The sequence below is a fragment of the Blautia hydrogenotrophica DSM 10507 genome, from assembly GCF_034356035.1.
Classification (GTDB): Bacteria; Bacillota; Clostridia; order Lachnospirales; family Lachnospiraceae; genus Blautia_A; species Blautia_A hydrogenotrophica.
Map to the genome: position 1 here is coordinate 1,929,824 of NZ_CP136423.1, position 19,351 is coordinate 1,949,174.

Annotated in this window: 23 protein-coding genes; 3 read left to right on the forward strand and 20 right to left on the reverse strand. The window is 46.8% G+C overall.

What is annotated here, in order from left to right; translation table 11 throughout:
• Positions 1-38 precede the first annotated feature (38 nt).
• The 16 genes from BLHYD_RS09040 to BLHYD_RS09115 form a co-directional block, all read right to left on the reverse strand.
• Positions 39-311: an ArsR/SmtB family transcription factor gene (locus BLHYD_RS09040; RefSeq protein WP_005945987.1), complete on the reverse strand. Its 273-nt coding sequence runs from the start codon at positions 309-311 to the stop codon at positions 39-41.
• Between the two features lie 290 nt (positions 312-601).
• Positions 602-1,180: a DJ-1/PfpI family protein gene (locus BLHYD_RS09045; protein ID WP_021844881.1), complete on the reverse strand. Its 579-nt coding sequence runs from the start codon at positions 1,178-1,180 to the stop codon at positions 602-604.
• A 184-nt stretch (positions 1,181-1,364) separates the two neighbouring features.
• The gene (locus BLHYD_RS09050; protein WP_005945991.1) at positions 1,365-1,898 is read right to left on the reverse strand and encodes an FmdE family protein; all 534 of its coding nucleotides are present in this window, start codon (positions 1,896-1,898) and stop codon (positions 1,365-1,367) included.
• 35 nt (positions 1,899-1,933) lie between these two features.
• Entirely contained in the window at positions 1,934-2,170 is a 237-nt protein-coding gene (locus BLHYD_RS09055) for a hypothetical protein (protein WP_021844880.1), read from the reverse strand.
• Between the two features lie 182 nt (positions 2,171-2,352).
• Positions 2,353-3,108, reverse strand: coding sequence for an ABC transporter ATP-binding protein (locus tag BLHYD_RS09060; RefSeq protein WP_005945995.1), 756 nt, complete (start codon positions 3,106-3,108; stop codon positions 2,353-2,355).
• The gene (locus tag BLHYD_RS09065) at positions 3,095-4,072 is read right to left on the reverse strand and encodes an ABC transporter ATP-binding protein (protein ID WP_005945997.1); all 978 of its coding nucleotides are present in this window, start codon (positions 4,070-4,072) and stop codon (positions 3,095-3,097) included. Before BLHYD_RS09065 ends, BLHYD_RS09060 begins: the two co-directional genes overlap by 14 nt.
• 20 nt (positions 4,073-4,092) lie before the next feature.
• Positions 4,093-5,670, reverse strand: a complete 1,578-nt coding sequence (locus tag BLHYD_RS09070) for an ABC transporter substrate-binding protein (protein WP_005945999.1) — start codon at positions 5,668-5,670, stop codon at positions 4,093-4,095.
• 13 nt (positions 5,671-5,683) lie between these two features.
• Positions 5,684-6,496 (reverse strand): ABC transporter permease, encoded by an 813-nt coding sequence (locus tag BLHYD_RS09075; RefSeq protein WP_005946001.1) that lies wholly within the window; start codon positions 6,494-6,496, stop codon positions 5,684-5,686.
• Positions 6,496-7,473: an ABC transporter permease gene (locus BLHYD_RS09080; protein ID WP_005946003.1), complete on the reverse strand. Its 978-nt coding sequence runs from the start codon at positions 7,471-7,473 to the stop codon at positions 6,496-6,498. Before BLHYD_RS09080 ends, BLHYD_RS09075 begins: the two co-directional genes overlap by 1 nt.
• Positions 7,474-7,475: 2 nt before the next feature.
• Positions 7,476-8,246, reverse strand: a complete 771-nt coding sequence (locus BLHYD_RS09085) for a class I SAM-dependent methyltransferase (RefSeq protein ID WP_005946005.1) — start codon at positions 8,244-8,246, stop codon at positions 7,476-7,478.
• Positions 8,247-8,515: 269 nt separating this feature from the next.
• Positions 8,516-8,803 carry a DUF8180 domain-containing protein gene (locus tag BLHYD_RS09090; RefSeq protein ID WP_005946007.1) on the reverse strand — a complete coding sequence of 96 codons (288 nt, stop codon included), beginning with the start codon at positions 8,801-8,803 and terminating at the stop codon, positions 8,516-8,518.
• A gap of 57 nt (positions 8,804-8,860) precedes the next feature.
• Positions 8,861-9,493 carry an ABC transporter ATP-binding protein gene (locus tag BLHYD_RS09095; RefSeq protein ID WP_005946009.1) on the reverse strand — a complete coding sequence of 211 codons (633 nt, stop codon included), beginning with the start codon at positions 9,491-9,493 and terminating at the stop codon, positions 8,861-8,863.
• Positions 9,483-10,412, reverse strand: a complete 930-nt coding sequence (locus BLHYD_RS09100) for an ABC transporter ATP-binding protein (RefSeq protein ID WP_005946011.1) — start codon at positions 10,410-10,412, stop codon at positions 9,483-9,485. The genes BLHYD_RS09095 and BLHYD_RS09100 overlap by 11 nt, the downstream gene beginning before the upstream one ends.
• Positions 10,413-10,421: 9 nt before the next feature.
• Positions 10,422-11,294, reverse strand: a complete 873-nt coding sequence (locus BLHYD_RS09105) for an ABC transporter permease (RefSeq protein WP_005946013.1) — start codon at positions 11,292-11,294, stop codon at positions 10,422-10,424.
• Positions 11,275-12,279: an ABC transporter permease gene (locus tag BLHYD_RS09110; RefSeq protein WP_005946015.1), complete on the reverse strand. Its 1,005-nt coding sequence runs from the start codon at positions 12,277-12,279 to the stop codon at positions 11,275-11,277. The genes BLHYD_RS09105 and BLHYD_RS09110 overlap by 20 nt, the downstream gene beginning before the upstream one ends.
• A 318-nt stretch (positions 12,280-12,597) precedes the next feature.
• Complete coding sequence (locus BLHYD_RS09115) at positions 12,598-14,259, reverse strand: ABC transporter substrate-binding protein (RefSeq protein WP_005946017.1); 1,662 nt, start codon at positions 14,257-14,259, stop codon at positions 12,598-12,600.
• Positions 14,260-14,654: 395 nt separating this feature from the next.
• On the opposite strand from BLHYD_RS09115, the gene BLHYD_RS09120 reads away from it, so the two are divergent.
• The gene (locus BLHYD_RS09120; protein WP_040350290.1) at positions 14,655-16,004 is read left to right on the forward strand and encodes an MATE family efflux transporter; all 1,350 of its coding nucleotides are present in this window, start codon (positions 14,655-14,657) and stop codon (positions 16,002-16,004) included.
• A 77-nt stretch (positions 16,005-16,081) separates the two neighbouring features.
• On the opposite strand, the gene BLHYD_RS09125 is transcribed toward BLHYD_RS09120, so the two are convergent.
• The 4 genes from BLHYD_RS09125 to BLHYD_RS09140 all read right to left on the reverse strand — a co-directional run bounded on the left by BLHYD_RS09125 (position 16,082) and on the right by BLHYD_RS09140 (position 17,894).
• Positions 16,082-16,465, reverse strand: a complete 384-nt coding sequence (locus BLHYD_RS09125; protein ID WP_050769850.1) for a PALP domain-containing protein — start codon at positions 16,463-16,465, stop codon at positions 16,082-16,084.
• A gap of 133 nt (positions 16,466-16,598) precedes the next feature.
• Positions 16,599-17,096: a flavodoxin family protein gene (locus BLHYD_RS09130; RefSeq protein WP_005946025.1), complete on the reverse strand. Its 498-nt coding sequence runs from the start codon at positions 17,094-17,096 to the stop codon at positions 16,599-16,601.
• A 43-nt stretch (positions 17,097-17,139) separates the two neighbouring features.
• On the reverse strand, positions 17,140-17,652 hold the full coding sequence (locus BLHYD_RS09135; protein ID WP_196795155.1) for a DUF362 domain-containing protein: 513 nt from the start codon (positions 17,650-17,652) through the stop codon (positions 17,140-17,142).
• The gene (locus BLHYD_RS09140) at positions 17,613-17,894 is read right to left on the reverse strand and encodes a hypothetical protein (RefSeq protein WP_196795156.1); all 282 of its coding nucleotides are present in this window, start codon (positions 17,892-17,894) and stop codon (positions 17,613-17,615) included. The genes BLHYD_RS09135 and BLHYD_RS09140 overlap by 40 nt, the downstream gene beginning before the upstream one ends.
• Positions 17,895-18,071: 177 nt before the next feature.
• On the opposite strand from BLHYD_RS09140, the gene BLHYD_RS09145 reads away from it, so the two are divergent.
• Positions 18,072-18,545: an Rrf2 family transcriptional regulator gene (locus BLHYD_RS09145; RefSeq protein ID WP_005946029.1), complete on the forward strand. Its 474-nt coding sequence runs from the start codon at positions 18,072-18,074 to the stop codon at positions 18,543-18,545.
• Between the two features lie 15 nt (positions 18,546-18,560).
• Positions 18,561-19,226, forward strand: coding sequence for an HAD family hydrolase (locus BLHYD_RS09150; protein ID WP_005946031.1), 666 nt, complete (start codon positions 18,561-18,563; stop codon positions 19,224-19,226).
• The last annotated feature ends 125 nt before the right edge of the window (positions 19,227-19,351 follow it).

The window sequence follows — 19,351 nt, forward strand, 5'->3', positions numbered from 1 at the left end:
GATGTGTTTTTTAGGTTGCTCTCAAAATAAAATTTTCTTTACCCAAATGTGTCCCAAAAAGCCTTTATTTGTTCCAGTTTTTCATAGTTTAAAGTATATCTCATCCATGCCCCGTTTCTAACTCCTGTCACTAAACCGCACTCTGTTAAAATTTTCATGTGATAGGACAAAGTAGGCTGTGTGATATGAAATCCATCTAATATCTTACAGGCGCACATTTCTCCACTTTCAAGCATCTTTACAATCTTTAATCGAGTCACATCGGATAACGCCTTAAACACAGACGCATACTCCTCATAATTATTCTCCATTCATTCTTCCTCTTTCTTATCGACATTGATCTATATGTGTATTATAACATTATATAGATAGATGTCAATATATTTCCTACGACACTTTGTTTGACGATTTCCGTGCTGCAAAAGGACTCCGACACAAATATGCCGAAGCCCTTTTTAAGTCTGCTATCAGAGTTTGAAATAGATAATATAAGGATAGCTGGAGGTTTATCTAATTGGGTGAATTCATCTGATAGGAAGTTGACTTATATATAATTTAGCACATCGTTAACTTCTTCACAAGCTCCCCTGGGGGATATTTTTTAAAAAAATCCCAATTCCTGCTTCCATGTATAGCCCATTGCCTCCGCTGCCTTATTGGCTGCATCGATATCTATCAGATCTGCCACAACCCCAAGAGCCATATCAATTCCATACAAAGAGCTGGAAGAAGAATAAAACTTTCCATCGGCCACCCAGGAAACATTAGGTATCCAATAGACCGCCGCTGTAAACATCCGTTTCCAGTTTTCATTCATTTTGTACTCCGCTATATTGCGCCGGTACAGTACCCCGGTCTGGGCCAGAAACCCAGAGCCATCTGCAACCATCAGGCAGGTATCTGCATTGCTCACCAGCTTCTGTAGCAGTTCAATGGTCTCCCTCTCATGATGAATCACCCGGCGAGCGCCTCTTCCACCCGGGATTAGCAGAATTCCATTTTCCATCTCTTCATCCACAGGCTCTGTCCAGAGTTTTGCTCCCTGGCTGCTGTTTATGATGTTTCCACTCACAGACCAGTAATTTATATGAAAATGCTCTGGCAGTTTTCCAAAGACCTCCACAGGCCCAAACACATCCATTGAATTGAAATCATCAAACAGAAATACATTCACATTCATTATATCCCACTCCTCCCATTTCACTAGGTTACCCCTGCCGATCTCACTTTCCTCGCTTTCGCAGCTTTTGACTGACAATATCTTATCAAAATGCAGAAATGTCAACAAGCCCCGTGGGGGGATATCCATGTTGTGAAATCCCATCATAAAAATGGTTCCCAGAAAAAATCTGAGAACCATTTTGCTATAGGATAAATCTTGTGTATGGCCGATAACAATCCAGACAAAGCTTCTTCCCGTTCTGTAGACGAAGCATGTTCTCCGCCGTCAGCTCTTTGCAGCCGTCACATTTCACAGACGAAAAAATTCTGGCCTCAGAGGGCGGTGTATCGTGAAGCTCTTCCACCGAAAATAGCTCCTCCGGCGGAGTCTTTTTCAAATATTCCAATTTTTCCTCTCTGCCCATAGACATGGTCTCCTTCAACAGCAAACGCACTGCTCTTCGACCATCTCTCCAATAAAAATTGAAGGCCTGCTTTCCTCTAAGTTTAAACAAAAGATTTCCTTTTCCTACACTGCAACCTAGCATAACTTGAATTGCGTCCACTCCACAGGCATCGTTTTCTGCCACGCACACCAATTCTTCATCCGAAGAATGCTCTACATCCAACAACTTTCTCACATACAAAGCCGCTTTAAATCCAATCCAGAGTCCGCCACACTCATGGCCGTGAAATTCAATACACCTGGTCAGCCACATCTCTTCTTTTTCTGACATCTACGTCTCCTTATCACAAAATTTACTTTCCACACTCAGATTCCCTCCAAAAAGGAAGCTGCCGCCCGCATCCACAGTACACTCCGTTCCATTTCATTCATACTTTTTCTCAAATATCCGGTCATTTCATCCAAACCACATTTTTCTGACAACTTTATCAGTTCTCTCAGGTAATTCATATTCTGTACGCTGCACTCATCCAAAACTCGCACGCAGTCTGTCAGCGTAACCGGCGCACCATTTGTCTCTTTTTGCTTATAATCATATCTCATACATACCCTCCCTGATTTCTCAGCCTCTTGAACTCCGGTTCCTATTATCGCAGAGCTTCCAAACGCTTTCTCGTGGAAACCACAATAATGAGATATGTTTATCATAACAGGAGACTTTCTCCTTCACAAGCCACCCCAGGGGATTTTTCTGACATCATCCAGAAATTCTCTTCTATTTTCCCTCAAATCGTCAGCACAGCCTGCAATAACTTTTGTGTCTCTTCCTGTCTAGGATTTTTCAAAACCTCTCTAGATGCGCCAATCTCAATGATTCTTCCCTGATGCATCACCGCTACCCGGTCACAAAAAGCAGCAGCCAGCGGTAAATCATGTGTGATAAACAGCATGGACATCCCTTTTTCCTCCTTCAGTCTCTTTAGGAGATCAATGATCTGAGCTTGAACCAACACATCTAAGGCACTGGTAGCCTCGTCACAAATCAATAGCTTCGGCTCGCAGATCAGAGCGCGCGCTATCGCCGCTCTTTGGCATTCTCCGCCGCTTAGCTGTCTGATCTTTCGATTCTGATACTCTTCCTTCAAGCCCACATAAGAGAAAAGCTCCAAGGCTTTTTCCGTTAATTCCTTGCGGCTATAAATTCCATATGCCGCTGCACCCTGCATAATCCCTTCTATCACACTGTCTCTGGGATCAAAGGAGTCCTGAGGATTCTGAAAAATCATCTGCAGTCCTTTTCCCACAGGTTTCAGCAGCATACCGCCACTGATCTTCCTGTCTTCAAAATAGATTTCTCCTTCATCTTCTTTTTGCAGACGTGCAATCATATTCGCTGTCGTGCTTTTGCCGCAGCCACTCTCTCCCACAATTCCCAGGCACTCTCCTTTTTCCAACGTAAAACTCACCTGACTCACCGCTGGAAATAAAATTCCCTTCTTCTTAAATTTCTTCGTCAGATTTTCCACTTTAAGCAGTTCCATTTTGCAGCTCCTTTGCTCTAAAACACTGTACTCTGTGTCTGCCTCCCAGTGTCACATCTTCAGGAAGCTGCGTTTCGCATCGTTTCTGACAGTAAGCACACCTGGGCGCAAAAGGACAAGAAGACATGCCTTCCTCAAACACAGGTGGAAGACCAGGAAGCCCTTTCGAGATATTTCCTTCTCGGTCCGGAACCGCAGCCAGCAGAGCTTTCGTATAAGGATGCACGGAATCCTTTATGATATCGTCACGTGTTCCATACTCTACCATCCGTCCTCCATACATAATCGCTATGGTATCTGCAATCCTAGAAATCACTCCCACATTGTGAGAGATCATAATCATGGAAATATCATACTCTCTCTTTAGCAACTCCAATTCGCGGATCACCTGAAGCTGGCTGGTGACATCCAACGCACTGGTGGGTTCATCTCCCAAAATCAGCTTAGGACTGTTCAGCATCGCAGCTGCAATCATGACCCTCTGGCACATCCCTCCGCTTAACTCAAAGGGATAGGATTTCAAGATTCTCTCTGTATCCTGAAGTAGCAGCTTCTTCATCAGATCTGACGCCAGTCTATCGCTGTCTTTGCGCGCAACCTTCTGGGAGCTGTGCATCTGAACCGTCTCATGGAAAAAAGAAGAAATCGTCTTTGTGCTATCCATCGCCGCAAACGCATTCTGGGGAATCATTGAGATGCCCTCTCCCCGGAGAATTCTCAGCTCCTCCTCACTGAATTTAGTCAAGTCTTTCCCCTGAAAAAGAAGCCTTCCTTTCATGGAATTCCCTCTGCGCTTCAGCATCATCAGTGCACGCAGCAGCGTCGTCTTTCCACAGCCGCTCTCACCCACGATTCCCAGAAATTCCTGTTTCTTCAAATCAAAGCTGATGTTTCTCACAATATTTACATTGTCATAAGATACATATAAATTCTCTACTTTTAATATATTTTCAGATTGTACCATGTAGCTTTCCTCTTTGGAAATCAGTTTTCCACATACACATCTTTATTGAGTAGATAGTATTCAGACGGGTTGGTCTTTAATCCCTTCACATCTGCACCCATGACATAGTAATACTTCGCATGTCCGATCACAACATATCCTGCGTCCGCCAGCACCTCTTTTTGAATTTCCTTCGCCAACTCTGTCCTCCGATTCTCATCCGTCTCCACATCCAGTTTTTCAATAAGTTCATCCACTTTCTCATTGGAATATCCGCCGTAGTTGCCACTACCTCCTGATTTCAGTGTGATATCTGCAAAGTACTGCGGATCACCGGTAGGGCACATGGTGCTGCTAATCATCATCAAATCAAAGTCCCCGCTTTCCTGCTGCTCTACAACCGATTCGTACACCTCCACCTGGATATCAAGCCCAATTTTTTTTGCGGAAGAACTAAGCTCATTACAGAACATCGGAAGCTCCGCCTTCGTACTGTAAGTCACCAGCCTCAAAGAAATGTTTTCGCCATTGTACTCACGAATGCCATCACCGTCGCTATCTTTGATTCCCGCATCCTCCAGCAGCTTCTGAGCTCCCTCTAGGTCATACTCATACCCTTCTCCTTTAGAAGCTCCATAAGCCATAAAGTCTGGATACAGTCCAATCGTGGATACCGATGCGTCTTTATTAATCACAGAAGCATAACTCTCCTTGTCAATCGCCATGCTAATAGCCTGTCGCACCTCCAACTGCTGCAAAACCTCATTGTCATAATTAAAATAGATAATCTGACCTCTAGAGCCTGGAACACCGTCCACCTTGTATTTACTTTTGTCAGAGAACAGCTCCATGCTAGAACCCGGCATACTCACAGAAACATCGCTTTCTCCATTTTGCTGCGCCATCGCTAGGGTACTAGTATCCCCGATGATGTTAATCTGCGCTCCATCCGCTTTCGGCTCACCGCCCCAGTAATCCGCGTACTTTTCCACGACGCACTTGGATTTCACATCGTAGCTCACTGCCTTGAACGGACCGGTGCCTACAGGGCTGACAGCTAGGTCCTCCTTCGCACTCACATCAATGATGCCGGTCAGAGGTTCACACAGGCCATTCAAAAAAGCCGGAACCTTTTTGGTCGTAGTCACCGTCAGAGTCTGTCCATCGGCTGTCATCTTATCAATATACAAGACTTCGTTAAATCTGGCGTTGATTCCGGCTGTCCTCTCCCAGCATTTTTTCACGCTTTCCGCTGTCAACTTGTTGCCGTTTTGGAAGGTGACATCATCACGCAGAGTAATCACCCAGGTGGTATCATCCTTCATCTCACAGCTTTCTGCCAGCCATGGATACGGCTCTAGATTCTCATCCAACATATATAAAGTTTCTGTGATTCCCCAACGAGTCGTGTACCAGCTGTCCCAGCTCTGCGCTAAGTCCAGGCTCGTAGAAGCCTGAGTATCCGCCACCACCACAATATTGTCTCCTGCGGTATCGCTACTCTTTTCTTCGGTATCGGCTTTCTGACCAGCTTTTTCTTCCTCGGAACCTCCGCAGCCTGCAAAAAGTGTCGTGGCCGCAAGTGTCATTGCCAACAAAACCGCAAATCTTTTTTTCATTTTATTCTTCCTCCTACCTTACTCTATCTCTTAGTTTTTCCCCGAACAGATTGAATACAGCCGCCGTCACAAAAATCGCCACTCCCGGAATCAATACCATCTTCAGATCTGTCTGTATATAATTTCTTCCCAGATTAATCATCGCACCCCACTCAGCCTGAGGTTCTTCCACACCAACTCCTAGATAGGAAAGCGCAGCGATCTCCATAATCGTCGAGGCAATTCCCAGACTGGCATTCACGATCAGCGGATAGACAATATTCGGTACAATCCTTCTGAAAAGAATTCGCAGGTGGGATTCTCCGCAGATTCTAGCTGCCTTAATGAAAGTCCTCCCCTTAATAGAATACACAAAACTCCTGGACAGTCTCGCATAGTCCACCCACAACACCATGCATAGAGCAATAATCGTGTTGCGAATTCCGATTCCCAGGATTCCAGTAATCGCAATCGCTAGGACAATCTGAGGAAAAGCCTGCATGATTGTAATAATCTTGTTGAGAACCGCATCCACAGCCCCGCCGAAATACCCACACAAGGAGCCAATGGTCACACCGATACAAAATACGAAAAACGTAATCAGCAGACTAGAAAATATGGAGATTCTCGCCCCATACAAAACTCTCGACAGCATACAGCGGCCCAGATTGTCCGTTCCCAATGGATATTGACTACATGGACCAATCTGTGCCACCGTTAAATCTGTACTATAAGGATCGTTTGGTGCGAGAACTGGCGCAAGAATTGCAATCAAAAACAGCAGCACTATCATCCCTACTAAAATATGGAAAGACCAATTCTTCTTTGTATTTTTCTTTTTCCCCATTAGCTTTTCCCTCCTGTCTCCTGATTATATTTGATTCTCGGATCAATCACAGCCGACAGAATATCCACGAGGAAATTAACTCCCAAATAGATCAACGCCACCCAAAGTACAAAGCCCTGAATTACATAGATGTCAAGACGAGCCACAGCACTGACGACCATTCTTCCCAGACCGTCCACGGAAAAAATCCCCTCAATCACGGTGGAACCGCCGAAAGCTAATCCTACGTAAATGCTGATACAGGTCAAAATTGGCGCCGCACTGTTCTTTAGAACATGAGAAAATAAAATATTTCGATACTTCACGCCCCGAATCACCGCTCCGTCCACGTAGGGCTGCTCCAGCTGCTCCAGGACGATTGCTCGAATCTGCCGGGTCATCTTCGCCACAAACTGTAAAATCAACACTGCCGATGGCAAGATGACTCCCTTTACTCCCCCTTCTGACACCACTGGCAGCCATCCCAGCTTAATACAAAAAAACCACAGGAAAATAATAGATACTAAAAAAGAAGGAAGAGAGATTCCGAAAAAGGAAAAGCCCCTCATCACGTTATCCAACAGCCGGTCCTTATACACCGCACACAAAATTCCCAACGGAACTGCCAAAAGGATGGAAACAGACAAGGTAATAGCCGTCATCCAAAGGGTAGGCTCCATATGCTTTCCAATCTCCTCTGTCACTGGTGTATTGTAGGTAAAAGAAGTTCCCAGGTCTCCTTGCAGCGCTTTGCCTAGCCAGGTACCATATTGTACCAGAAAAGGTCTGTCCAAGCCCATAATATGCTCCTGCCTCTCAATGGCTTCCTCAGAGATCGTTCCCAGATTGCCGTCTGAGCCGGCCAACCATAGCTCTGCTGGATTTCTGGGAGATAAAAACATAATGGAAAAGGTCAGAAAAGAAATTCCGATCAGCACTATCGCGAAATGGAGTAACTGCATAAGAAGCTTATAGCCCACTGTCTTAGCTCGCTCCATACCTACCTCCTTACTTCCACCAGAAATACCGGGTGCAGCTGATAACGCAGCTGTTCTTCCTCATTAAAAATGACAGAATTTAGATTCTCATGAACACTGCACTGCATTTTTTCTCCTCTCCAAAACTGAGCATCCCACTCTGGGCGTTTCCGGTAGGTCATCGGCAACGTGGCTGCAATCTGATCTAACTCTTCTGCCTTTGAATAGAATTCCAGTCCTTTTTCTTCCATCGCTTTCTTGGCCTCTTGCCACTTGTCAAAACACTCCTGGTTTCTCAAATGAAAATTCCATTCCGCATCAAAATAAAGCAGGGTCCCCTCTTCCTTTAGAATTCTAACCCAAGTCCTCAGCTGCTTCTCCGGCTCCGTCAATGTCCAGGTCACATCCCTAGATAGAATTAAATCAAAGCTTTTTTCTGGAAATGGAAGTTCGTGCCCCACCTGCTGAAAATTCACCTGCACACCAGCCCTCCTGGCATTTTTTCTCGCATTCACAAGCATCTTTCCATTCATGTCCACCGCTGTCACCTTGTGTCCACGAAGGGCGGCCAAAATAGCAAAAAATCCTGGTCCCGTCCCAATATCCAGTACATTCAATGGCCTGTCTTCTTTCACCCGAGAGAAAATCATCCATTCCCAGGTATTCTTTTGTTCACTATAAAACTGCCGCATATTCATCTCACTGTAGCTAGAAGAACGTTCATTCCAATAATTATTCATGGAAGCTTCCTGTACATCTTCAAATCTCATCTGTCTGTTCAAACCTATATTCATTTCGAAACCTCATTTCTAAATACATAATTTACATTTTCAAAACATATTCATTATATTATTCCACACAGCTTTTTATAAGCCCCCATGGGGGATATTTCCTGAATATTTCCTGAAAAAGAAACAAGGTAGACAAGTCCACTTCAACTCCTCTTCTCCTCAATCTTTGAGGAGCACATCCCACTTTGCACGCCGTCACAACACTGCTTTGCGGTGAAATTCCTCATTGCAGAAACAAGGACGGCCATACTCAAGCCGTCCCGCTTCTCTACCTATTTATTTAATGCCTCCAAAGCCTTTTTCAGATGGGCGTTTGCCTTGTGAAAATTCTCCACACCTTCTCTGATCTCTGCCGCAGTGTCCGAAAAACCCTCCTTCTCCAGTTTCTCGGCCATCTGTACTAGTTCCGTCGCATGGTGCTCGTTGTGCTGTAGCATATAGGTCAGCACCGCTAGATTCTCATCTTTGGGCTCATGATGATGGGTATGATCGTGATGGTCCTCATGATTGTGATCGCCATGCACGATTAAATTTCCGTTCTCATCGTGTACAAGATGCATAGTTTTTCCTCCTTGCTGAATATTACTTTTTTATGGTTGTAGAAAAATGATAAATAATTACATGGACGTTCTCTCTTCTTTATGGTTAATCTCAGATAAATCGACCATCCGCGTGCAGACCCTCTTTGCCAGATTGCTGTTGTGGGTCACCATCAAAAGTCCCAGCCGCCTCTGTGTCACTTCCTTCAGCATCAGATTCCAAATCTGTGCCTGAGTAATCACATCCAGCATCGTGCTCATCTCATCTGCAAAGAGAAAATGTGTACCATGAAACAGTGATCTGGCCACACAGAATCGCTGTAATTCTCCGCCAGACAGTTCTCTGGGATATCTTTGCAGCCACTCTCGCTCAATCCCCAGGGCATCCATAACCTCCTCCCTGCACATACCGGACTCCTCTAGCACCTTCTTCATTTTCCATCTGGGATTGATGGCCTTCTCCGGGTGCTGATAGATCAGTTGCACCGGTGAGATACCTTTCTCCGGAAGTGGCTTTCCATCCAGGAGTATTTCACCCTCCAAAGGCCTTAAATATCCGGCCAAGATTTTTACCAGAGTGCTTTTTCCATAACCGCTGGGTCCTATCAGGCCAACTCTCTCCCCTTCCTCCACCTTTAAGCTCACATCCTTTAAAATCCACGGAGATTTCTCTCCATAGCGAAAACTTACGTTTCTGGCTTCAATCTGCATGTATACACCTCACATATCCCCCACGAACCTCTGTCATGGGTATTATTTTCTCACACTCCGCCGTCTTGTGGGGACATCTGGGGGAAAACAGGCAGCCTTTGGGCAGATTTCTGGCATAGGGCTGGAAGCCTGGAATTGGTTTAAAGCCATTCTGGGGAAGCGCTTCCCACAGCGCCTTAGAATAAGGATGGCGCAGAGCCTTCGGTCCTTTTATGAAATCCTGGGCCGCCGCCATCTCCACGGTGGTTCCCGCATAGAACACAGCAATTCGGTCCGCAATATGAAAAGCCAGATCAATGTCATGGGTAATCAAAATGACGGCTTTCCCCTCATCGGCCAACTCCCGAAAGATTTTCAAAGCCTCCAGGGCCATCTCCAAATCCAGTCCCGGGGTCGGTTCATCGGCAATAATAACCTGAGCGCCACTAAGCACTGCGGTAGAGACTAAAATACGCCTTGCCATTCCTCCAGAAAGCTGAAAGGGGTATAACTTCTCCGTCTTTTCATCCAGATGGAATCTCCGAAAAATTTCTTTTTGTGCCTGCACAATCTGCTGGTCAGGTTTTGCTCCCCTGACTTGAACATCCACTCGCATCAACGGGTCCAGATAAGCCACCGATTGAGGTACCAAAGCCAGTTCTTTCCCCCTCAGCTGCTCCTTCTGCTTTTGATTAATCACTTTTCCCTGATAGGTAATCTCTCCTGAGATCGTAGCGTTCCCCGGAAGCAGACCCATGACAGCGTGAGCCAAAAGACTTTTTCCAGAACCACTAGAACCTGCAATGGCCACAATCTCTCCCGGGCGCACATCCAGCGTCAGGTTGGAAATCACCTGGAGATCATACTGCTCCAGGCCTCTGTCATACATCCGGAAGGATACCGACAAATCTTTTACTGATAAAATCACGTCTTTTCTCATTTCTCTCTCCTATTCATGAGCACTGTAGGGATCTATGATTTTCTTTAAGTTCTCCCCTAGCCGGTCAAACAAAAGAACAATAATGACCAGCATCAGGCCCGGGAAAAATGCCAGCCACCACATTCCGGTAGACAGATACTGCATGGACTCTGACAGAATAATTCCAATGGCCGGCTGCTCCGGGGGCAGTCCAAAGCCTAAGAACGTCAAACTTGACTCATGCATAATTGCATGGGGAAACATTAGAATCAATCCGATGACAAACTGCGGCACCATGTGAGGCAGGATATGGTGAACGGTAATCCACCAGCTAGAATGTCCCAACTTTTTGGACACCTCGATGTACTGCTGGGAACGTATCTGAAGCACCTCGCTGCGAATGATACGGGCCAATCCCGTCCAGTGGGTCACCGCCACACCGATCAGTACACCCTTCAGTCCTTTTCCGCAGGCGAACGAAATCAAGATCAGCAGAACCGTGTGGGGAATTCCCATTACCAGGTCGATCACCCAGTTAATAAAATGATCCAGCCAGGAGGAGCCGGTAGCTGCCGCAACACCCACAATCAGCGCAATCACCGCACTGACGCAAGACGCCACAGTTCCCACCACAATACTCACAGAGAGGCCTTTGATGGTCCGCACCAGCATGTCTCTTCCCAACATATCTGTCCCAAAGGGATGCTCCAAAGAAGGCTTCAGGGCTTTCTGTGAAAAATCCGCCGCGATCCGGTCGTCGCTTAAAAGCCTTCCCGCCAAAAAGACACCGAAAAGCACCAGAAAAATGAGAACCGCAAACACAATGGTTTTCGTTCTCCGGTTCATAAAACTCCTTCGTTTTCCGGCCTGGAAAACTGCTGCCTCAGCTCCTGTTTGATTCATTGTGATATCCCTCCCTGATCTGCGGATCTACAACTCCGTAGATAATGTTCGCCAGCATATTTCCCACGAATACAAACAGCGCACTAAATAGTGTGATTCCCAACAGAAGCGGAATGTCCGAACCCATCCCCGCCGCGGAAGCCGCCGCCCCCAGTCCCGGATAGGAGAACACATTCTCCGCCAACACAGAACCACCGAACAGCTCACTAAAGGAACCAAACTGCATGGTAATCGCAGGAAGCATGATGTTTCTTAATCCATGTCTTTTTAAAACACTCCAAGTAGATTCCCCCCGCGCCTTTGCGAACAGAACAAAATCACTCTCCAACACATCTACCAACTTCTCTCTGGTGTGCAGCGCCACATTGGCAAAGGAAAGGAAACTCAGGGTCAGCGCTGGCAAAATCAAATGATGGATTCTCTGAAGAATCGTGACTTCATCAGCTGGAACCCCTTTTGGCACACTCATACCCATGGGAAACCAGCCCAGCTTCACAGAAAAGAACATCAAAAACACAATGCCAATCCAGAAAGTAGGAATAGAGCACATGATCAGACAAATCTTTTTCAGAATTCTATCCAGCCAACGGCCATTGAAAATCCCCATAGCGCACCCTATAGCAAAGCCCAGAATTCCGGAAAATGCCCAGGCTGTCAACATTAATACCAAGGAGGTGGCAAATTTCTCCTGAATAATGTCCAGAACTGGCCTACGGTAGATCAGTGACACTCCAAAATCTCCATGAAGGATGGATTTTCCCCAGGCCAAAAACTGCTCTACAGGCGGCTTGTTCAATCCCCAATATTCCGCGATCTTCGCCCTTTGCTCCATACTGACATTTGGCACGGAGCCCACATACTGTTGAACAGGGTCCACCGGCGAGAGGCTCACCAGCACAAAGCTAATGATGCTGACCGCAATCAGAAGAGTGACCACCCGGAGAAAATACTTACCTGTAAATTTCAGATAATACTTGTTCTTCATTTTTTTCTCCTCATATTTTCTATAATATCATCCCATCAGACAAGCCGTTTTTTCTGGCTTGAACAAAGTGGGCAAGCCCACTTTAACTCCCTTTCTTCTCAATCTTTGAGGGACTCGTTCCACTTTGCGCGCCACCGCAACACCGCTTTGCAGTGAACCGCCTTATTGCGGCGTGCGCGTCCTTAGCGGATTATTTATGTCATAGGAAAGAGCTTTCACGCTTCAGCGTGACAAGATCTTTCCTATGACAGAACATACGATTACTCCGGACAACACTGCCCGGAGTAATCAAAGGTTAAAAACCTCCTGTGTTCGGAATTATTCCGCCCAGGTCCACTCCGCCAGATTGGCAATCAGCGGCCATGCCTGCCCATGGGCGTGGATTCTCTGTTTTCCGATATCCAGTCCGTCCCTTACATAGTAAAGATGTGTCATATTCACATAGTAGGCCCAGGGCGCCTCGCCCTTCATAGAAGTACCGGTTTCCCCATCCCACTGTGCTTTCTGCCACCACTCATAGGAATCTTCGATGCTCAAGGAGTTCATCGCCTTGTCCAGATACTCATCAGTCTTCTCACTGGTGTAGAATTCCGGATTGTAGAAATCCGTCTTACCGGCATTACTGCTGTGATACAGCATATAGGAAGTCATAGGACTGTCAGACCCCCAACCCATAATCATCGGCTCTGAGAACATTCTTACGACCGTATCATCTGCACTGACACCCTCCACTGTGATGTCAAAGCCCATATTTTCCTTTGCCTGGTTCGCCACTGACATGGCTACCGCCTGACGCATGGAATCTCCCGCAAAATACATTAGATTAAATGCCAGCTTTTCCCCATCCTTCTCACGAATTCCGTCTCCGTCGGTATCCTTCCAACCAGACTTCTCTAAAAGCTCATTGGCGTAATCCACGTCTGTCTCAATCACATTTTCCTCGTTCCACCAGGGCAGTCCGTCACACTCTGAGTAGGCAGGCTTCGCAAAGCCATTCAAAGCCTCGTCGATGATCTGTTCCCGGTCGATTCCGTAGCTTAATGCCTTTCTCACATTGACATCGCAGGTGATGTTGTTTCCAATTTTGTAGCCATCCTCTGTGGTCTTTCTTTCATCCGGCACTGTGGGAAGCGTAATTCCTCGGTTGTCCACAGACTCTACCTCCTCCACATGCATCCCCTCGATCTCTGTCGTGGCAAGGGTCGCAGAGGTCAGGGCGATATCCAGATCTCCTGCTTTCGCTGAGACAAATCTGGCATCCTCCTCTTGAATCAGGAAGATGGCTTTCTTGATCTTCGGCTGTTCTCCATAGTAATCCTTGTTCGCCTCTAGGATGAACTGCTGGCCCTTGTCCCACTGTGCCATCTTATAAGGACCGGAGCCTATGATCTGATCGGTCTCTAGGCCAAACTGGTCGCTGTAGGCATTCTCAGGAACAATTCCCATCTGCGCGATGGTGTAGATAAAAGTCACACAGGGTTTTGTCAGCTTAAACTCTACAGTAGTATCGTTCAAAGCCTTGCAGCTTTCCATCATGGTCAAATCCATATAGGTTGCCTTTTCCTTTGCAGTATTGAAAGTGAAGGCCACATCTGATGCCTTCAGTGGATCACCGTTGGTGAACTTTACGTCATCTCGAATTTGAAAGGTCCAAGTCAGAGCATCCTCACTAACCTTATACTCTGTGGCAAGATCGTTTTCCAGCTGATCATCGCCATTGACCTTTACCAAATTTGAATACAGAGGAGAGCCCGTATAGCCGAATCCCGTACACGGGTCAAAGGAATCTCCCTCACTAGAAAAGCCAATGGTCACCTCTGAAACTTCTTCACTCTCAGCCTCTGTCCCCTCAGAATCTGCCTTCTTCTGGGTATCTTCTGCAGCAGATTCGGTTCCGGAATCTCCTGAAGCCCCTCCGCAACCAGCCAGCAGAGCCGCTGTACACAGCAGAGCCGTCAGTACCTTTATTCTCTTTTTCATATGCCAGTACCTCCCACTTTTTTGTTAATTTTCTGACATGGTTTATTATAAAGGAGTTTTTCCGGCTTTGTAAGCCACCCCAGGGGATATTTTTTTTCTTTTTTCGACTCTGGAAAAATCTGGGTTTTCCGCCGCTTTTTTATTCTGATCAAATTTTTTATCCCTATCCAGGGGTTCTTTTTGAAAACTGAACTGTGACAAAACAAGAACCTCTCTGTCCTTTCAAGATACCGTTGACTTTTACTTAATTCTTATGGTAAGATAATTTTAATTCTTATATGATTTTCAAGGTAAAGTCGTACGGCTTCTGGCCTATGACTTTTTTTTGCGGTAAAACGCGAAACCTCCCCATTGATCTACGGGGAAATATCACATTAGATAAAGGAGCTTTTACAATGGAACAGAACAACACCTTCATGAAGACAAGGCCTATTTTCCCCCTACTGATGTCCATGTCCATCCCCATGATGCTGTCCATGCTAATTCAATCTTTATATAACATCGTAGACAGCATCTATGTCTCAAGACTAGGAACGGACGCTCTAACGGCGGTCTCTCTGGCTTATCCCCTGCAAAACGTCGTCGTCTCTGTCTCTGTGGGAATCGGCGTCGGCATCACCTCCGCCATCTCCATCCATCTGGGTGCCGGAAATCAGGAAAAGGCCAACCGTTCGGCCACCATCGGTCTGGCTTTAGCTTTCTTCCATTGTCTGCTGTTTTTGCTGGCTGGCATTTTCGTCACGAAACCGTTCCTGAAGCTGTTCACCAACGACGTGCAGATTCTGGCAGATGCCTGTGACTACACTTACATTGTACTCTGCCTGTCTTTCGGCGCTCTCCTCCAGGTGACTATGGAAAAAATTTTCCAGGGTATCGGCGAGATGAAGCTGACTATGTACCTGCTGTCCTCCGGTTGTATCATCAACATCATCCTAGACCCCATTTTGATCTTCGGTTTTCTGGGCTTCCCTGCTCTTGGCGTCAAGGGTGCTGCCATTGCCACAGTCATCGGACAGATCTGTGCGTTTTTGCTGTATATCGTTGTATACCGCAAGAAAAAATTATCCATCCGTATCCATCCGAGATACCTGTGTTTCGATAAGCAAATTATTTTACAGATATACGGAGTGGGAATCCCCTCTAGCATTATGATGACGTTGCCTTCAATTTTGATCAGTGTGCTGAACCGGATTCTAGCCTCCTTCTCTAGTGTCTATGTAGCTGTGCTGGGTGTCTATTTTAAACTTCAGACCTTTATCTACATGCCTGCCAACGGTATCGTCCAGGGACTGCGCCCCATCATCGGCTACAATTACGGCGCGGGTGAGACCAAGCGTGTAAAAAGTGCAATTCGCTACAGTCTTTTGGCTGCGGCCACCCTCATGTTGCTAGGAACGCTCCTGTCACTGCTCATTCCTACACAGATTTTCTCTCTGTTTGACGCAGATGAGGAACTCATGAGTGCCGGGGTAACTGCCTTGCGAATTATCTGCCTAGGGTTCCTGATCTCCACCATCGGCATCATATACTCCGGAACTTTTGAGGCTCTGGGAAAAGGAAAGCATTCGCTAATTATCTCACTGCTGAGACAGTTTTTAATTACCATCCCTTGCGGCTTTATCCTATCCCGATTTTTCGGACCAGTCGGCGTGTGGATCTCCTTCCCAGTGGGAGAGCTCTGCGCTTCCGTCGCCGCTTTCTTTCTTCTCAGGCACTTTAAAAAAGGCATCTACTCTCCTTTTTAAGGAGGGCAGATGCCTTTGCTATCTAGGAAGGTTCGTGTAAGCTCCCTCCCCTACAATTTTTCTATAGTTCTCTCGGTCTATATCTCCTTCTGTGGAAATACAAAGAACCCGGGATTCACGGTCCAATCTAAGCTGTCTGCGCAGCCAGAGCAACTCTTCTCTCTGCATAATCTCCACACCAAGCCCAGTGTGACCACGCCGCGCTCTCCGGAGATGACTCTCTGGTTCTTTCCCAGAGGATTTCCCAATATCCACAGAATCTCCCCTCCGATAGTACAGGGTTCTCCGCAGGCCAATCCGGCCATAATTGTCGCCATATCTCCAGTTACAGGGGGCAGTTTCCCATCGTCCGCTGTGGTTGTCCGGTACATACAGTCGGCCTGGTTAGGTTCCACAATCACGATCGTCAATTTATCTTCCCCCGGATAGGGGTCTGAGAAATAGCTAGTCACTGCCACCACTGGGTGATGGCTGCCTCTGCTCCCAGGGCCCTGATATTTTCTAGACGCTCCTTGGCACTTCCCTTTGGCATATACACAACGCTCTTGTATCCCAACTGGCTAGCCGTTCAGGCAATACCCTGCAGGAGAACTCTTATTTTCTGGAAATTTCAATGGTCTTCTCAGCCACATCCGCACCGAAAGCTTCCAGTTCTTCCCGGGATGCCTCTAGGTTTTTACCCATTCCCATTGCTCCGATCTGAAAGTGATTCCGGTTTTTTCCGGACATACCAGAATAGACCAGCATTCCTTTCACTAGCATATGGCGTATCATCTCCATGATGGCTGTATCAGTTCCACCTGTCAAAGACTGAGCCGTTACAAACGCAGCTCCCAGCTTTCCTTGTAAATTCACACGGAAACTGTTATCAAACCAACGTTTCAGTTCCCAGCTCATGCTGGTAAAATACACCGGCGAACCGAAGATAACCGCCTCACACTCCTTTAGAAATTCTACATCCACTTCCCCTTCACGGATATCCATCGTCCGCACCTGAATAAACGGATATTTACCTAGAATTCCGTCCTCGATAAACTCCGCGGCCACCTCCGTGTTTCCTGTCTTGCTGACATACACAATTCCTATCTTCATCTCTGCCTCTAATCCAAATCCATCCTACTTCTTTTTTTCTGACTCACAAAAAAACTTCATTCTCTCTTCGAACATCTTTCAGTGCACCAAGCTTCTGCTCCATAGTCTCCTGCAAAGGTGCCGGCAGTACCCTGGCATTTTCGGGGCAGGCCGCTGTACAGGCCATACACAGGATACATTTTTCTGCTTTGGTCTGAACAAAATCCTCGCAGACCCTAACTGCCTCTGTAGGACAAATGGCAGCGCAGGTTCCGCATCTCGTACAGGATGGCAGACAGATGGGTGTCGCCGGCATCTGCATCTGTGGCTTATAGGGTCGGTTGCCGGGAACTTCCACTTTCCCTGCCTGTCCATTCTCAACTTTTTTCAAAACTCTTCCGGCAAACGCTCTCAGTTCTTCTTTGTCCGCTCCATCCGGCCTTCCCGAGCCGACTTGCGGTGCCATAGAGTGTTGTGCCACAAACGCTCCGGAGGCGACGATCTGAAAACCGCAGTCTGTAATCACATCATTTAGCTCTAACAGTGCATCCTCATAGGCCCTCGTTCCATATACCACAAGCGTGACAGCCCGTTTTCCCTGACCACCCAGCTTTCGCAGTCTCTGTGCGGCAACGCCGGGGATTCTGCCGCCGAACACCGGGACAGCCACCACCGCAATTCAGCTTCATTTTTTCTGGTCTCCTTTTTCCCCAGATCCCAGGGACAGACCGTACGAGCAACTTCCCCGGCAAACACTTCTCCCACCTTTTTCGTTCCCCCTGTGGGACTGAAATAATAAAAATCCACTTTTTCCAGCATTTTTCCTTTCCTCCTCCATAGAATCTCAACATTTACCATTGAAATCAGTTGTAATTTTATTTTTTACAACCATTATAGCTTTCCTTTGTTGTAATGTCAATATTTACATCAAAACCCATTTGTGCTAAACTACATATTAAAAAAGGAAACTTATCAGTCACAGCAGGAGGTGTGTAGATGCGGCTCAACACAAAATATTCCATTGCCTTGCATTGTCTTGTATTTCTCGCAGAATACGGAGACCAGATGAAAGTCACCAGTGAAGTGCTCGCCAGAAGCACCGGGTGTAATCCGGTCATCATCCGCAACATTCTGGGAGCTTTGCAGAGAGAAAATTTCGTCACCATTGCTCGTGGCGTCGGCGGTGCACACTTAAACACTGACCCAAAGAAACTCACTGTCTGGCAGGTCTACCAGGCTGTGGAACCGGAGGGGCTGGAACATTTTATGAACCTGCATCCCCACCCTTCTGGAAAATGCCCGGTAGGACGTCGGATTGCGGAGGTACTCTCTCACCCGTATCAGCAGATCGAGGAAGCCATACAGCAGACCATGGAGAACATCACTCTCCAACAGCTTCTGGACTGTTACCATGACAACGACGACATCCATTTCGACTATGAACCTGACAAAGACGAACTGGAATCTTAGACAAGGAGAAAAAACATGCAAAAAGCAATTTTTATGGATTACTATGGAACCGTCGCCCATGAACTAGGCCCCATCGCCCAAAAGGTCGTCAAGAGAATCTATGAGACCGGCACTGCCGCCTCCATGGAAGCCATTCTCGGCTTCTGGTGGAAAATCTTCCGGGAACGGCTCAGCCTTGCCAACGGTGAAAAATTCCGCTCTCAACACGACGTGGCCATGGAATGCTTTTGTCACATCACAGAACACTTTCAGAGCACCGAAGACCCCAGAGAGCTTCTGGCACAGATGGAGGAACACTGGCGCACCACCGATATCTACCCGGATGTCCCCGGATTTCTAGAAGAGGTCCGGCTGCCTGTGTACTTTGTGACAAACTGTGATGATGACTACGTGCTCGCCAATATCCAAAAACACCGCCTTCACCCAGCTGGAATCATCACCAGCGAGCAGGCGAAATTTTCCAAACCCCGGAAAGAAATTTTCCTGTACGCACTGGAAAAGACCGGACTCTCCCACGAGGAAGTCATCCACATCGGAGATTCCATCTCTGGTGACGTAAAATGCCCTACTTCTGTGGGAATCCAGGCAATCTGGCTCAACCGGGAGCATAGAGAGGTCCCGGAGGGAGTTTCTAGTGCCTCCGGCTTGCAGGAAATTCTGCCTATGCTCTCTCAGAGATAAAAAAGAATCTTCAGGTTTGTTTTGCCTAATTTTTTTTACAGATAACAATTAATGAAAGAAAAAGCCATTGGATGGAAGCTGGTGTAAATAGCGCGAGGGCATCACAAAAGTCTTCCACGGCTTTT

Bases quoted from the DNA above. Each gene is read 5' to 3' on its own strand.
- BLHYD_RS09115 (WP_005946017.1), bottom strand. From the start codon at position 14,259: ATGAAAAAGAGAATAAAGGTACTGACGGCTCTGCTGTGTACAGCGGCT.
- BLHYD_RS09070 (WP_005945999.1), bottom strand. From the start codon at position 5,670: ATGAAAAAAAGATTTGCGGTTTTGTTGGCAATGACACTTGCGGCCACG.
- BLHYD_RS09040 (WP_005945987.1), bottom strand. From the start codon at position 311: ATGGAGAATAATTATGAGGAGTATGCGTCTGTGTTTAAGGCGTTATCC.
- BLHYD_RS09045 (WP_021844881.1), bottom strand. From the start codon at position 1,180: ATGAATGTGAATGTATTTCTGTTTGATGATTTCAATTCAATGGATGTG.
- BLHYD_RS09150 (WP_005946031.1), top strand. From the start codon at position 18,561: ATGCAAAAAGCAATTTTTATGGATTACTATGGAACCGTCGCCCATGAA.
- BLHYD_RS09060 (WP_005945995.1), bottom strand. From the start codon at position 3,108: ATGGAACTGCTTAAAGTGGAAAATCTGACGAAGAAATTTAAGAAGAAG.
- BLHYD_RS09065 (WP_005945997.1), bottom strand. From the start codon at position 4,072: ATGGTACAATCTGAAAATATATTAAAAGTAGAGAATTTATATGTATCT.
- BLHYD_RS09140 (WP_196795156.1), bottom strand. From the start codon at position 17,894: ATGCTGGAAAAAGTGGATTTTTATTATTTCAGTCCCACAGGGGGAACG.
- BLHYD_RS09130 (WP_005946025.1), bottom strand. From the start codon at position 17,096: ATGAAGATAGGAATTGTGTATGTCAGCAAGACAGGAAACACGGAGGTG.
- BLHYD_RS09090 (WP_005946007.1), bottom strand. From the start codon at position 8,803: ATGCATCTTGTACACGATGAGAACGGAAATTTAATCGTGCATGGCGAT.
- BLHYD_RS09075 (WP_005946001.1), bottom strand. From the start codon at position 6,496: ATGGGGAAAAAGAAAAATACAAAGAAGAATTGGTCTTTCCATATTTTA.
- BLHYD_RS09105 (WP_005946013.1), bottom strand. From the start codon at position 11,294: ATGAATCAAACAGGAGCTGAGGCAGCAGTTTTCCAGGCCGGAAAACGA.
- BLHYD_RS09110 (WP_005946015.1), bottom strand. From the start codon at position 12,279: ATGAAGAACAAGTATTATCTGAAATTTACAGGTAAGTATTTTCTCCGG.
- BLHYD_RS09145 (WP_005946029.1), top strand. From the start codon at position 18,072: ATGCGGCTCAACACAAAATATTCCATTGCCTTGCATTGTCTTGTATTT.
- BLHYD_RS09095 (WP_005946009.1), bottom strand. From the start codon at position 9,493: ATGCAGATTGAAGCCAGAAACGTAAGTTTTCGCTATGGAGAGAAATCT.
- BLHYD_RS09080 (WP_005946003.1), bottom strand. From the start codon at position 7,473: ATGGAGCGAGCTAAGACAGTGGGCTATAAGCTTCTTATGCAGTTACTC.
- BLHYD_RS09085 (WP_005946005.1), bottom strand. From the start codon at position 8,246: ATGAATATAGGTTTGAACAGACAGATGAGATTTGAAGATGTACAGGAA.
- BLHYD_RS09050 (WP_005945991.1), bottom strand. From the start codon at position 1,898: ATGTCAGAAAAAGAAGAGATGTGGCTGACCAGGTGTATTGAATTTCAC.
- BLHYD_RS09055 (WP_021844880.1), bottom strand. From the start codon at position 2,170: ATGAGATATGATTATAAGCAAAAAGAGACAAATGGTGCGCCGGTTACG.
- BLHYD_RS09120 (WP_040350290.1), top strand. From the start codon at position 14,655: ATGGAACAGAACAACACCTTCATGAAGACAAGGCCTATTTTCCCCCTA.
- BLHYD_RS09100 (WP_005946011.1), bottom strand. From the start codon at position 10,412: ATGAGAAAAGACGTGATTTTATCAGTAAAAGATTTGTCGGTATCCTTC.